General features: G+C 69.5%; 11 protein-coding genes. 8 read left to right on the forward strand and 3 right to left on the reverse strand.

Features of this window, described 5'->3' with window-relative positions:
- Positions 1–74 precede the first annotated feature (74 nt).
- Both OHA77_RS02855 and OHA77_RS02860 read right to left on the reverse strand, forming a co-directional pair.
- Positions 75–2,012 carry an FUSC family protein gene (locus OHA77_RS02855; RefSeq protein ID WP_406315930.1) on the reverse strand — a complete coding sequence of 646 codons (1,938 nt, stop codon included), beginning with the start codon at positions 2,010–2,012 and terminating at the stop codon, positions 75–77.
- Positions 2,013–2,223: 211 nt separating this feature from the next.
- A complete protein-coding gene (locus tag OHA77_RS02860) occupies positions 2,224–3,033 on the reverse strand; it encodes an SAM-dependent methyltransferase (protein WP_406315931.1) in 810 nt (269 codons plus the stop codon).
- 311 nt (positions 3,034–3,344) lie between these two features.
- On the opposite strand from OHA77_RS02860, the gene OHA77_RS02865 reads away from it, so the two are divergent.
- The 3 genes from OHA77_RS02865 to OHA77_RS02875 all read left to right on the forward strand — a co-directional run bounded on the left by OHA77_RS02865 (position 3,345) and on the right by OHA77_RS02875 (position 5,515).
- Positions 3,345–4,556 carry a monooxygenase gene (locus OHA77_RS02865; protein WP_406315932.1) on the forward strand — a complete coding sequence of 404 codons (1,212 nt, stop codon included), beginning with the start codon at positions 3,345–3,347 and terminating at the stop codon, positions 4,554–4,556.
- Between the two features lie 149 nt (positions 4,557–4,705).
- The gene (locus tag OHA77_RS02870) at positions 4,706–4,891 is read left to right on the forward strand and encodes a DUF2277 domain-containing protein (RefSeq protein WP_406315933.1); all 186 of its coding nucleotides are present in this window, start codon (positions 4,706–4,708) and stop codon (positions 4,889–4,891) included.
- A 420-nt stretch (positions 4,892–5,311) separates the two neighbouring features.
- Positions 5,312–5,515: a cold-shock protein gene (locus OHA77_RS02875; protein ID WP_034275260.1), complete on the forward strand. Its 204-nt coding sequence runs from the start codon at positions 5,312–5,314 to the stop codon at positions 5,513–5,515.
- 177 nt (positions 5,516–5,692) lie between these two features.
- Here OHA77_RS02875 and OHA77_RS02880 read toward each other — a convergent pair whose 3' ends face one another.
- A complete protein-coding gene (locus tag OHA77_RS02880; protein ID WP_406315934.1) occupies positions 5,693–6,997 on the reverse strand; it encodes an MFS transporter in 1,305 nt (434 codons plus the stop codon).
- A gap of 121 nt (positions 6,998–7,118) precedes the next feature.
- Between OHA77_RS02880 and OHA77_RS02885 the strand changes: the two genes are divergently transcribed.
- From OHA77_RS02885 to OHA77_RS02905, 5 genes are all read left to right on the forward strand, one after another.
- Positions 7,119–8,111, forward strand: a complete 993-nt coding sequence (locus OHA77_RS02885) for an Lrp/AsnC family transcriptional regulator (protein ID WP_326822217.1) — start codon at positions 7,119–7,121, stop codon at positions 8,109–8,111.
- A complete protein-coding gene (locus OHA77_RS02890; protein ID WP_326822216.1) occupies positions 8,108–9,412 on the forward strand; it encodes a M20/M25/M40 family metallo-hydrolase in 1,305 nt (434 codons plus the stop codon). The genes OHA77_RS02885 and OHA77_RS02890 overlap by 4 nt, the downstream gene beginning before the upstream one ends.
- Positions 9,413–9,573: 161 nt before the next feature.
- Positions 9,574–10,809, forward strand: a complete 1,236-nt coding sequence (locus OHA77_RS02895) for an alpha/beta hydrolase family esterase (protein ID WP_406315936.1) — start codon at positions 9,574–9,576, stop codon at positions 10,807–10,809.
- A 117-nt stretch (positions 10,810–10,926) separates the two neighbouring features.
- A complete protein-coding gene (locus OHA77_RS02900) occupies positions 10,927–11,415 on the forward strand; it encodes an Rrf2 family transcriptional regulator (protein ID WP_406315938.1) in 489 nt (162 codons plus the stop codon).
- Positions 11,416–11,507: 92 nt separating this feature from the next.
- The gene (locus OHA77_RS02905; RefSeq protein ID WP_406315939.1) at positions 11,508–12,956 is read left to right on the forward strand and encodes an MFS transporter; all 1,449 of its coding nucleotides are present in this window, start codon (positions 11,508–11,510) and stop codon (positions 12,954–12,956) included.
- Positions 12,957–13,270: the final 314 nt, after the last annotated feature.

Raw genomic sequence — 13,270 nt, forward strand, 5'->3', positions numbered from 1 at the left:
GTCAGAGCGACCAATGTGCCAAATTAGACGTCCATGACTCCGACACGGGATCACGCGCGGCGGATGTTCGCGGTCTACGGCGTTTCCGCTCTCCCACCGGTGTCGGTGCGCTCGTCCGAGACGGTGTCGCGCAGCCCCCGGACGGCGGAGTTCACCTGCTCCAGGCTCTCCTCGTCGGTGAGTTCGGGCTCCGCCGGGGAGTGCCCCTCGCGGACGTCGGCGGCGATGTCCTCCAAGGCCGTCACCAGGGCCCGGACGCCCTCCTCCGACGGCGGCGAGGCACCGTGTTCGGTGCGCGCGACGGTCGTGGCGGTCGCGTCGGCCACCTGTTCCAGTGCGGTCATCGCGGGCAGCCAGGTGGTGACGCGCCGGCTGATCGCGGGCGGTTCGGTCACCGCCCGCTGGAAGACCGTCCGCATGTCGGCCAGAGCGTCATAGGCCTTGCGACGGAGCAGCGCCCTCTGGCCGTACCGCAGGTCGAACGCGTGCCGGAGGTAGTCCGCGGCGGCCGACACCGCGTCGGCGAACCTCGGCCCGACCGGAGCCTCCCAGCTCGTCGGCCACGGCAGGTAGCCCAGCAGCAGGACGATGACGCACCCGGCCACGGTGTCCACCAGCCGCACCTCGGCCAGCTTCGGGCCCCCCTGGGTCAGCAGGTCCACCAGGAGCAGGACCAGCGGCGCCTGGAAGGTCGACATCAGGCCCCAGTTGCGTTGCAGGCCGTACGGCAGGAGCGCCGCGAAGGCGGCGAGCGGGATCAGCAGCGCCGGGCCGTACGGCACCACGAGGAGGACGACGGTGCCGATCAGTATGCCCACGAACGTTCCGAGCGCGCGCTGTACGGCACGCGCGAACACCGAACCGAAGTCGGGCTTGAGGATCAGCGCGACGGTCAGCATCACCCAGTAGGACCGCTCGAACCAGCCGGCCAGGCTCACCGCGCTGGCGACGCCCATGCACAGCGCGAGCCGGATGACGTAGACGCGGGCGAGGTGCCCGTACCACACCTTCTCCCAGATCGACCGGAGTCGCTGGCGCCGCCCGACCGGTTCGTAGGGCAGCTGCTCTCCGGCGACGTCGCCGCCGGAGGCCAGCTCGGCGGCACCCCGCACGGCGTAGTGGAGGGCGCACAGGGCGGGTGAGTCGCACTCGCGCTCCGGCACCGACGGCTCGCGCCCACCGGCGAGTGAGTCGACGATCTCGTCGACGGTGAACCGCAGGTCCCGGGGCGGGTCGCGCCCCTCCTGGCAGAGCGAGAGCAGCGCGTTGCGGATCAGCGAGGCCTGGTTCAGCAGGGCCACCAGGCGGGTCCGCGCGGCGTCCTTTCCCATCGCCGCGGACCGGGCACCGAGCACGGTGGCGTAACCGTTGCGGAGGGCGCCGTCGAACGCCGCCACGGTCTCCCGGTCACGCTCGGTGAACAGCAGGCCGAGGAGCCGGTAGACCGCGATCACCGCGGCCTCCTCCGCCTCCCGGGGATGCAGCGGCCAGCGGGCCAGAGCCAGCACGAGAGCCAGCAGCGTGCCCAGCAGGAAGCTCAGCGCGTTCATGGCGGGTGGTCCCGGGAGCGGTATGCCGGTGCCCAGTATGATCATCACGAGCAGTTGGAGCCCGGCCGCCGACCCCGCGGCCCCGGCGGCGCTGATCAGGGCGGACACCACCGAGACGGCCACCACGACCAGCACCGTCCACCAGCCGTGGCCCCGGGCCAGGGCGCCTACGGCGTAGCCCAGCGCTCCGGCCAGGCCGGCCGCGCTCATCATGATGATCCTGGCCCGGTAGGACCCGCCCCGGTCGGCCATGGAGGTGGCCATGGCGCCCATGGCCGGAAGGATGCCGAGCGAGATCCGCCCGGCGGCGAGCCCCATGAGCAGCGGGGCGGTCACGACCACGGCCATGCGCAGCATCGGCCCCCAGCGGAGCGCCGCCGGCGCCGGCCGTACCGTCTCCACCAGCCAGCCCGGGGCGGCGTCGGTCAGCCGGTCGGCGACTCGCCGGAAACCTGGTGGCATGACTCATCACGCTCAGCGCGGTGGTCTGCCGAGGCCGGCCCGGACCGGCCGGACGCCGGTCGGGACCGAGGGCGGAACGCGCGGTCCCGTGGTGTTCGATTCGCCCTTCACGGCGCTGTCCTACCCGCGTGCCCGGTGGGCCTATCCCTGCGTTTCCCGACGAACATTTGACCCTACGCCGACCTCGCCGCCTCCCCGTCCAGGCCGTCGGTCAGGGTCTGACTCCCATGCCGACCAGGCCGGCGAACTTCTCGGTGCCGGGTGGCCCGTCGCCGGGACGCCATTCGGTGGGGCCGACCAGGCCGGGTTCGGAGAGTTCGAAGCCGTCGAAGAACCCGAGGATCTCCGCATGGGTACGCGCGCCGAGCCGGGCGCTGGCGCCCTGGTAGACCTGTTCGGTCTGGGCCATCTTCTGCGGGAAGCCGTCCCTCGACAGATGGGAGAGGATCAAGTGGCTTCCCGGTGCGGCGGCGTCGCGGAACCGGGCGACGATGCCGTGCGGGTCCTCGCCGTCGTCGACGAAGTGCAGCACGGAGACGAACATGAACGCGACCGGCTCGTCGAAGTCGATGAGTTCCCGGACCGTGGGATGGCCGAGGATCTCAGCTGGTTTGCGTAGGTCGGCCTGGACGAAGCCCACCGTTTCGGACTTCGCCAGGATCGCATGGGCGTGGCTGGCGACCACCGGGTCGTAGTCCACGTAGACCACCCGCGCACCGGAGCCGGCGACCTCGTGGACGTTCTCCTGAGTCGGCAGGCCCGAGCCCAGATCGAGGAACTGGCGGACTCCGGCCTCGGCGGCCGCCCGCACCGCCCGTCCCAGGAAGGCCCGGTTGAGACGCACGCCTCGCAGGACCTTCCCCTCGGAGATCTTGACGATCTCCTCCGCGCTCCGGCGATCGGCGGCGAAGTTGTCCTTACCGCCGAGCCAGTAGTCGTACATGCGGGCGATGTTCGGGGTGTCCGCCCCCACCTGGGATGACGGATCGCGGGTGTTCGCGGATTCTTCCTGGTCCGACATAAAGATCGACTATAGGAGCCCGTCCGGCGGCAGGACCAGCGTTCCATCAACTCCATAAGTGGGACATGCCGGAAAATATGCAATTAATCATTTATAAATGCTGATCTCTCGGCCCGGTGGTCCGAGAGCCGGCGCGGCGGCTGCCCCTTCCGGCGTAGCGGCGCTCTCGGCCGTACGGAGGAGGGCCTTCAACCTTGCGACCGATGGAAAACGCGCCGGGAGCGAGGACTCTGAAGGTCAGGGCCCGGCGCGGGTCCCGTCCTCCGAAGGACGTCGGAGACCCGGGAGAACCCGGAAAACAGGGGCGATCCATGAAGCACACAGCCGGGCCGGTGCGGTGGTTGTCCGCGACGGCCGTCGCGCTCGCGGCCATCCTCCTCATCGCGTCATGCTCCGGGCAGCGACATCCGGCGGCCTCGCACCCGCCGGGCGCGGCGACCGCCACCGGGGCGCACGGAGGCCATGGAGAACCGTTCACGGCGCCGCCGGTGACACCGCTGCGCGCCGCCGAACGGTTCGTCAACCTCAAGATGCCCGAGCCGTACACCCCGGCGGCCCCCTCCGGAGGCACCGACGAATACCGGTGCTTCCTGCTCGACCCCGGGCTGACCGGCCGGGCGTTCCTCACCGGCAGCCAGTTCCTGCCGCAGAACACCGGCCTCGTCCACCACGCGATCATCTTCCGGGTCGGGCCGGACGAGGCCGAGGAGGCCGGCAAGCTCGACACCCGCACCCCGGGCGAAGGGTGGACCTGTTTCGGCGACGCCGGCGTCGGCAACGGCTCCTGGGTCGGCCACTGGGCACCGGGAGCCAACGAGACGCTGCTCACCCAGAAGGTCGGCTACCCGATGCCGCCCGGCAGCAAGCTGATCATGCAGGTCCACTACAACCTGCTCGCCGCCGGAGACGGCCCGATCGGCAGCGACCAGTCCGGGCTCCGGCTGCGCCTCACCGACGGCAAGACCGATCTCGCCTCGCTGGAGACCGAACGGCTGCCGGCACCGGTCGAACTGCCGTGCACGGCCGAGGAGTCCGGCCCCCTGTGTGACCGCGCGGCCGCCGTCCGCGACGTCGTGCACCGTTTCGGTGACCAGGCGTCCTCCACCGTGACCGGGCTCAACCAGTTCTGCAACAACGCCAGACCACCGGTCGCCTCGGCCACTCAGCACTGCGACCAGAAGGCCGGGGAGCCGGCCACCGTGTATGCCGTGGCCGGCCACATGCACCTGCTCGGACGCTCGATCAAGGTGGAGCTCAACCCCGGCACGTCCGGCGCGCGGACCCTGCTTGACATCCCCACCTACGACTTCGACGAGCAGGCCATCCGCCCGCTGGCCGAACCCGTCACCGTCGAAACCGGCGACACCCTCCGGGTGACCTGCACCCACGACGCGGGCCTGCGCAGGCTGCTGCCCGAGATGCGCGGCCTTCCCCCGCGCTACGTCGTCTGGGGCGAGGGCACCAGCGACGAGATGTGCCTGGGACTGCTCGTCTGGTCGCCCCGCTCCCAGTCGGCCGGCTGACCCCCGGCAGGCGGGACACCGCCGGTCCCGGCGCCGTGGCACGAGGCCGGGACCGGCGGTGGCAGGGCCTGGAGGACGGGGGCGCGATGCCGTACCGTCGTGCCATGTGCCGGAGCATCAAAACCCTTCGTGAACCGTACGCCAGCGACGTGACGGACGAGGATGTGCGGGCCGCCGCCCTCCAGTACGTCCGCAAGCTCTCCGGTTTCCGGTCGCCGTCCGCGCGCAACGCGGAGGCCTTCGACCGGGCCGTGGAGGCCGTCGCCGCCGCGACACAGGTCCTCCTGCGGGACCTGCACGTGCCGCAGACCCCCCGGCGGCAGCCACAGGACTGAGGGGCGGCCCGGCACCGGGTTCACGGCTGTCCGGAACCGGTGCGCGGCACGGTGAGCAGGCCCCTCATCCGTCCTCCAGGGGTGGAGAACCCGGCCTTGGCCATCAGGAAAAGGTCAGCCGGAAGTTCCTCCTCGAGGCTCGCGCGTGCGGCGTGGTCGTACGGCCCGCTGCGCCGGGGATGGCGCGGGTGACGGTCGGCGAACGCGGAATCGCAGGTCAGGCGAGTTCGCGAGTATCCCGGACCTGTGCTAACCTGAACTCAGTTGCAGTTGTGGTATCCATAAACTCTGTGTGCACCTGACGGTATGTAACCATTGGGTGCATTTTTGTTTGCCGGTCATCTCCGGATGGACACATTACGGCGACGCGGAATCCGTAAAGTGCGGATTCTACTTCTGCCTCACCCGAAGGAGATTGACATGGCTACTGGAACCGTGAAGTGGTTCAACGCGGAAAAGGGCTTCGGCTTCATCGAGCAGGACGGCGGCGGCGCTGACGTCTTCGCCCACTACTCGAACATCGCCGCCCAGGGCTTCCGCGAGCTGCAGGAGGGCCAGAAGGTCTCGTTCGACGTCACGCAGGGCCAGAAGGGCCCGCAGGCCGAGAACATCGTTCCTGCCTAGTCGCAGCGTACGACCCGAGCCGGGGTCCGCATCCGAGAGGGTGCGGGCCCCGGCTTTTTTCGTGAGCCGTGCCGCCGCCGACGGGCACCGCTTCGCGCTCGCGCCCCCGGCACCACGGGTCGAGCGCGTCGGCATCGGAGGTGCGGTACTCGTCCGGGCGGCCCTGCAGGTCGGGCGTCAGCTCAGCGGCTGGTCCTTGGTCTCCTTGAGCGCGAAGACGTAGACCAGGGTCGATCCCAGGGCGAGCGCCGACATGTACCACGCGAACAGTCCCGCGTTGCCGTTGTCGATCAGCGCGGTGCCCACCAGCGGAGCGGTGCCGCCGAACAGGGCGACGGTCAGGGAGTAGGGGAAACCGGCTCCCGATGCCCTGACCCGGGTCGGGAAGAGCTCGGAGTTGACGGCCGCCGAGATCGACGTGAAACCGCCGAGGAAGACCATGCCGACGCACTGGACGAGCAGCAGGCTCGCGAAGGAGTCGGACAGCATCCCCATCAGCGGGACCGGCAGCAGGGTGAATCCGAGGCCGAAGGCGATCAGCATCGGCCTGCGCCCGATCCTGTCGGAGAGCATGCCGAGCAGCGGCTGCAGCACCATGAAGAAGACCAGCGAGAGGGTGCCCACCTGGAGGGCCTCGGCCTTGTCGAACTTGACCGTGAGCTGGGCGTAGGTGGGCAGGAACGTCGTCCAGGTGTAGTAGGCGACGGTGCCGGCCATGGTGATACCGACGATCATGAAAGCCTTGGTCGGATAGCGGACCAGGAACTCGAAGAGTTTCGGCTTCTCGGCCACACCCTTCTTGATGTCTTCGGCCAGGGTCGTGGTCTCCTCGGCGCCCCTGCGGATCCACAGCCCGACGAGGCTCACCAGCGCGCCGACGGCGAACGGGATGCGCCAGCCCCACGAGCCCATGTCGGCCTCGGTCAGGATGGCGGCCAGCAGCGCGGCGAGGCCGGAGGCGAGGAGTTGTCCGATGGTGGTGCTGACGTACTGGAAGCTGGAGAACAGGCCGCGCCTGCCCGGCGGGGCCGACTCCACGAGGAACGTGGTGGCCGCGGCGAACTCGCCGCCGACCGAGAGTCCCTGGGTCAGCCGGGCCAGCGTCAGGATGACCGGTGCGAGCACGCCGGCCGACTCGTAGGTCGGGGTGACCGCGACCAGCAGCGATCCCACGCCCATCAGGATGATCGTGAAGGTCATCGCCGCCTTGCGGCCGAACCGGTCGGCGAACGATCCCACCAGCAGCCCGCCGAGTGGCCGCATGAAGAACCCGACGGCGAAGACCGCGAACGAGCTCAGCAAGGGGACCAGGCTGTTGCCGGCACCCTTGGGGAAGATCTGGGTGGAGAAGTAGATGGCCAGGAACGAGTAGGTGTACCAGTCGAACCACTCGACGACGTTGCCGACGTTGGCCGCCGTCAACTGGCGGATCCGGCTCTTCGGGACGCCGAGGGGGGCGTGACTTGGGGGAACGGTGGCCACGGGGCGCTCCTCATGCCGTGTGCTTCAGGAAGGATCTCAGGTGGTCTAGCCTGCAACTAGATGATAGAAATAGTCAAACATCTCCAAATCTCTTTACGTTTCCGACATCTGATGAGTATCCGTGATCGCTTTCGATGATCTCGACCGCCGTCTGGTCACCGCCCTCCAGGTCAGCCCCCGCGCGACGTGGGGCGAGATCGGCAGTGCCGTCGGCGAGCACGAACGGACCGTGGCGCGCCGCCTGCAGCGGCTGCTGGCCATCGGAGCCGTGCGGGTCACCGTCATCCTCGACGAGTTGCGCTGCGGACTCGGCACACCGATGCACCTGCACGTCCAGGTTGATCCCTGTACGACGGAGCAGGTGGCCGAGGCCCTCTCCGCGCGCCCCGACACCCGCTCGGTCTACGCGGTCACCGGCTCCGCCGACATCGGCTGCGAGCTGGTGGCCCCCTCCAGAGAGCTCCTGCACGAGATCTTGACCACGCAGATCCCCGCCACGCCCGGAATCGTGCAGACCCGGACCCAGGTCGTGCTGCACACCTTCCAGACGGTGGCCGAGTGGCACGCGCCGTACCTCTCCGAGGAGCAGATCGCGCACCTGAAAGCCACCGGGTCGCCACCGGCCGGGCCGCTGCCGGAACGCGTCGATCCGACCGCGGCGGAAAAGGACGCCGTCGGCCTGCTGGCCGCCGACGGCCGCATCGGTTTCACCGCGCTCGCCGAGAGACTGGATGTGTCCGTGCCCACCGCCCGCCGCCGGGTCGCGGCCCTCCTCGAACGGGGGGTCGTGCACCTGCGGGCCGAGGTGGAACCCGCGCTGCTCGGGCTGGAGGTGGAGGCCCAGCTCTGGCTCTCGGTCCGCGCCCACGGCCTGGACCAGGTGGGGCAGACACTCGCCGGCCACCCGAGCGTCCGTTACTGTGCCGCCACCTCGGGCACCCACACCATGATCGTTCAGGTCGTCGCCACTCACGAGGCGGAGCTCTACCGCTTCCTCACCACGGTCGTCGGCCCGCTCGACGACGTCACCGATGTCAACATCACCCTCATCACCCGTGCCTACAAGCGTGGTCACCTGCGCAAGTCGGGCCTGCTCACCCTGGAGTACCAATGACCCCCGCCGAGACCGAGGTAGCCGAGCTCTGCAGCGAGCTCATCCGCGTCGACAGCAGCAACTACGGAGACGGCAGCGGCCCCGGCGAGCGCGCCGCCGCCGAGGTCGTCATGGCCAGGCTCGCGGAGGTCGGCGCGGAGGCGACCTACGTGGAGAGCGCGCCCGGCCGTGGCAACGTCGTGACCAGGGTCGAGGGCTCCGACCCCAGCCTGCCCGCGCTGCTGGTCCACGGCCACCTGGACGTCGTGCCCGCCAACGCCGCCGACTGGACCGTCGACCCGTTCGCCGGTGAGATCCGGGACGGCTACATCTGGGGCCGGGGCGCGGTCGACATGAAGGACATGGACGCCATGATGCTGGCGGTCCTGCGGCAGATGGCGACCGAGGGCCGCAAGCCCAGACGCGACGTCGTCTTCGCCTGGATGGCCGACGAGGAGGCAGGTGGTACGTACGGTGCCAAATACCTCACCGCCAAGCACCCCGAGCTGTTCGACGGGGTCGACCACGCCATCAGCGAGGTCGGCGGCTACTCCCTGGAGGTCGATCCCTCGCTGCGGCTCTACCTGATCGAGACGGCGCAGAAGGGCCTGGCCTGGATGCGCCTGGTCGCCGACGGCACGGCCGGGCACGGCTCCATGCTCAATCCGGGCAACGCGGTCACCGAGGTCGCCAAGGCGGTGGCCAGGATCGGCTCCCACGAGTGGCCGGTCAAACTGACGCCGACCGTGCGCCGCTTCCTGTCCGAGGTGGCCGACGCCTTCGGCCTGCCCTTCGACCCGGAGAACCCGGCACCGGTCATCGACGCCATCGGACCGCTGGCCAGGTTCGTCGGCGCGACCCTGCACCACACGGCCAACCCGACCATGCTCACCGCGGGCTACAAGGCGAACGTGATCCCCGGCCAGGCCAGTGCCGTGGTGGACGGACGGTTCCTGCCCGGTTTCGAGGAGGAGTTCTTCGCCACGGTGGACGGGCTGCTCGGGCCGGACGTCCGGCGTGAGATCGTCACCCACGACATCGCACTGGAGACGACGTTCGACGGCGCGCTGGTCGAGTCGATGATCGCGGCGCTGAAGGCGGAGGACCCGACGGCCCGCGCGGTGCCGTACTGCATGTCGGGTGGCACCGACAACAAGACGTTCTTCGCCGACCTGAACATCAGGGGTTTCGGATTCGTCCCGCTGCGGCTGCCGGCGGAGATGGACTTCGCCGCGATGTTCCACGGCGTCGACGAGAGAGTGCCGGTGGACGCCCTGCAGTTCGGCACCCGGGTCCTCGACCGCCTGCTGATGAGCTACTGAGCGTCACCCGGCGGAGCGGCCTTGACGGCGGGCGGCTCCGCCGGGTGACGTCCATGTCGGAGCGGCGAAGAGTGTGTTCCGCGGACATGTCGGAGGGGTCAAGCCGGTTCTAACGTGCGTCTGAAGGACCGGTGAGCTAGGTCACACAAGGAGCACCCCCCATGGTCACATCTCTCCCAGCGCGGCCGTCGCGAGCCGCCCTCGTCCTACTGGCCGTACTACTCGGACTCTCCGGCCTGGTCGGCGCGGCCCTGACCGCGGCTCCCGCGCAGGCGGCGTCGCTGGTCCAGGTCGGTTCGTTCGGCAGCAACCCCGGCAACCTCGCCATGTACAGCTACCGCCCCGACGGCCTGGCCGGCGGCCGCCCGCTCGTGGTGCTGCTGCACGGCTGCACGCAGAACGCCGGCGGCTACTTCTCCAACTCGGGCTGGCGCAAGTACGCCGACCAGTCGGGGTTCGCCCTCGTGCTGCCGCAGACCAGCGGTGCCAACAACTCGTCCAGCTGCTTCAACTGGTTCGAGACCGGGGACACCACCCGGGGACAGGGCGAGGCGGCCTCGATCCGCGCCATGGTGGGCTACGCGGTCGCCAACTACGGGACCGACCCCGCGCGGGTCTACGTCACCGGCCTGTCGGCGGGCGGGGCCATGTCGGCGGTCATGCTGGCCACCTACCCGGACGTCTTCGCGGCCGGCTCGGTCGGAGCCGGGCTGGCCTACCGTTGCGCCACCAGCCTGACCCAGGCGTCCACCTGCCAGTACAACGCCACGAGCAAGACCCCGCAGCAGTGGGGGGACCTGGTGCGCAACGCCTACTCCGGTTACTCGGGCCCGTACCCGCGCGTCGCCATCTGGCAGGGGCTGTCCGACTACACGGTCAGGCCGGCCAACGCCACGCAGCTCCGTGACCAGTGGACGAACGTACGGGGCGTCTCGCAGACTCCCACCTCCACGCAGACGCTGACCGGCGGCACCTCGCTGAAGGTGTACGGGAACAACGACGTGCGCCTGTATGAGATCAACGGGATGGGGCACGGCCTGCCGGTCGACCCGGGCGGCGCCGCCGACCAGTGCGGCACCGCGGCGGCGTACTTCCTCGACACCATCTGCTCGGCCTACCACGACGCGCGGTTCTTCGGACTCGACGGCGGAGCCCAGCCGACCCCGACCCCGACCGTCACCCCCACCGTGACCCCGACTCCGACGCCGACCGCGCCCCCGACGTGCGCGACGGCGAGCAACTACGCCCACACCACCGCGGGCCGGGCCCACCAGTCCGGCGGCTACGTCTACGCCAACGGCTCCAACGACGCCATGGGCCTGTGGAACGTCTACACCACCCACACCCTCAAGCAGACCGGCCCGGGCTACTGGGTCCTCGCCGACGGTCAGTGCTGACAGGCCGTCACCTCGGTACGGCCACCGGCCCGGCACCGGTGGCCCGCACGAGTTCGGCGAACGCGGCAAGCATCGCGCGATCCAGATTGACGAGCGATCAAACTGAAACTAGTCTCGTTGCAGTTTATCGGTGCCGCGGTGGAGCGCGAAGGGGTCGCAGTGGGTCTCAGCAGCAGGAGCGCGGTCGCGATTCACGCGCTCACCATGTTGGCGCGCCGGAATGAGCACTCGCTGACCTCCGCGGAGATCGCGGACAGCCTGGCGAGCAATCCGGTCCTCGTGCGGCGCATCCTCGGCAGCCTGCGGGACGCCGGCCTGGTGTGGTCCACCGAGGGGCGTGGTGGCGGCTGGTCCCTTGCCCGCGCCCCACGTGAGATCACGCTCTACGACGCGTACACCGCCGTAGAGACGGGGCCGATCCTGTCGCGGCATGCCCATCCCCCCAGCGACGCGTGCGAGGTCGGGCGCAACATGCAGGCCCTGCTCGAGGTGGAGTTCCGGGACGCAGAACGGGTCATGGAAGAACGGCTCGGCCGGACGACCATCGCCCACCTGGTCCAGCGGGTGCTGGACATCGAGCGTGAAATCGCGGTACCACATCGCTAGCCGAGCAATGGCGGAGGCAGGTCCTCCGCCCTTCTTTTGCCCTAACTGCAACTATGGCGGTAGCAGTAAATGCCGTGCGGAGGATGCGTCGAATGACACCCACGTCAACCACACCCGGACGAACCGGCTCAGGGCCGGCTCTGCTGGCAGTGCTCATGCCGGCGATGCTCGCCACGGTCATCGCCAGCGACATGGTCAATCTCATGCTCCCGTCGATCGGAGCGGAGTTCGGGGCTTCCGAGGCGGAGCTCGCGTGGGTCGTCACCGGTTTCCTGCTGATGTTCTCGGTCGGTATCCCCTTCTACGGCCGCATCTCCGACCGGGTGAGCCTGCGGCGTCTCTTCGGTTTCGCCCTGCTGATCTACGCCGCCGGGAGCCTGATCTGCGCGCTCGCCCCGGATCTCCTCGTGCTCGTGCTCGGCCGGATCGTGATGGGGGTGGGCGCGGCCGCGATACCCGTGCTCTCGATTATCGCCGTCACCAGGTTGATGCCGGTGGACAAGCGAGGAATGGGGATCGGCGTCCTCTCCGCGGCCGCAGGTATCGGTACCGCCGCCGGACCGGCCATCGGTGGCGGGGTCGGCCAGGTCCTCGGATGGCCCGCGCTGTTCTGGCTCATGCTCGTGGTCGCGTTGGTGCTGTTTCCCGCGGCGTTGCGTGTGCTACCGAGCGAGCCTCCGGCGGGTGCGGGCCGGTTCGACCTTCCCGGCGGCATCCTCCTGGGCCTCGGCGCCGGGCTGGTTCTGTTCGGCATCACCCAGGCACAGGTCGCCGGATTTGCCGCACCCTCGTCCTGGGGCAGCCTCGTGGCGGCGGTCGTGGCAATCGCGTTCTTCGGGTGGCACACCGTCCGCGTCGCACAGCCGTTCGTCCCGCCCGCGCTGTTCGGCAACCGGGTCTACCGGACAGCGGTCGTCGTCGCGTTCCTGGCCATGACCGTCAACCTCGGTGGCCTGGTATTCGTTCCGCTGCTGGTGGTCGACGTCAACAGTCTCGGCCCGGGGGCGGGGGCCCTGGTCATGATCCCGGCCGGGGTCGCCGTCGCCGTCCTGTCGCCGTTGATCGGTCGCCTCGCCGACCGCGTCGGCACCCGGCCCCTGGTGCTGACGGGCCTTGCGGTCATGGGGCTGTTCGCCCTGTTCCTTTCGACCTTCACGAGAAGCACGTCGGTGATCCCCGCGGGGGTCGGGGTTCTCGGGCTCAGTGTCGGCTTCATCTTCGTGCTGACCCCGATCATCAGCGCTGCGGCGAGCGCGTTGCCCGACGACCAGGTCGGCGCCGGCCTCGGGATCCTCCAGGGAGCCCAGTTCCTCGGCGCCGGCGCCGGCCCGGCCCTGTTCGGTGCGTTGGTGACCGCAAGGCAGCAGAGCGGCAGCGGCGCCATCAACCCCCTGTATCCCGGTCACGAAGGCGCCGCCTTCTCCGACGTCTTCCTGGCCATGGCCGTGGCCGTCATTCTCACGTTGATCGTCGCGTCCCGGATGCGCCCCGCGTCAGCCCCCGCGGCCACGCCGTCCCGCGACGCGGACAAGGTCCGCTGACACTCCAGTGACATTTTGAGATCATGGTTGGGATCTGTGCTGGCGCATCGGCGGGCGATGGCTTGATGGCGGTGCCACCGTGACCAGCGCAGGATCTCTGCCACCTGGCGTGGCCGGGTGAAGAGGTGAAGAGGAGTACGGCCGGCAGACGGCGGACATAGGCGCCGGCCCGTACGGCGCGGCTCGACGCACCCGAACCGGCCCACGATCCGGTTCATCAGCTCATTGAAAATGACCATCCACCCGTCAAGGTCTACGCCGTCGGCCACGGCCACCACTCGATCTTTGAGTGTCTCCACGAACCCCGAATGATC

It is taken from the genome of Streptosporangium sp. NBC_01639 (assembly GCF_045209755.1).
Classification (GTDB): Bacteria; Actinomycetota; Actinomycetes; order Streptosporangiales; family Streptosporangiaceae; genus Streptosporangium.

Excerpts from the sequence above, each read along its gene's own strand:
- OHA77_RS02895 (WP_406315936.1), top strand. The coding sequence starts at position 9,574 with ATGGTCACATCTCTCCCAGCGCGGCCGTCGCGAGCCGCCCTCGTCCTA.
- OHA77_RS02865 (WP_406315932.1), top strand. The coding sequence starts at position 3,345 with ATGAAGCACACAGCCGGGCCGGTGCGGTGGTTGTCCGCGACGGCCGTC.
- OHA77_RS02890 (WP_326822216.1), top strand. The coding sequence starts at position 8,108 with ATGACCCCCGCCGAGACCGAGGTAGCCGAGCTCTGCAGCGAGCTCATC.
- OHA77_RS02875 (WP_034275260.1), top strand. The coding sequence starts at position 5,312 with ATGGCTACTGGAACCGTGAAGTGGTTCAACGCGGAAAAGGGCTTCGGC.
- OHA77_RS02905 (WP_406315939.1), top strand. The coding sequence starts at position 11,508 with ATGACACCCACGTCAACCACACCCGGACGAACCGGCTCAGGGCCGGCT.
- OHA77_RS02855 (WP_406315930.1), bottom strand. The coding sequence starts at position 2,012 with ATGCCACCAGGTTTCCGGCGAGTCGCCGACCGGCTGACCGACGCCGCC.
- OHA77_RS02860 (WP_406315931.1), bottom strand. The coding sequence starts at position 3,033 with ATGTCGGACCAGGAAGAATCCGCGAACACCCGCGATCCGTCATCCCAG.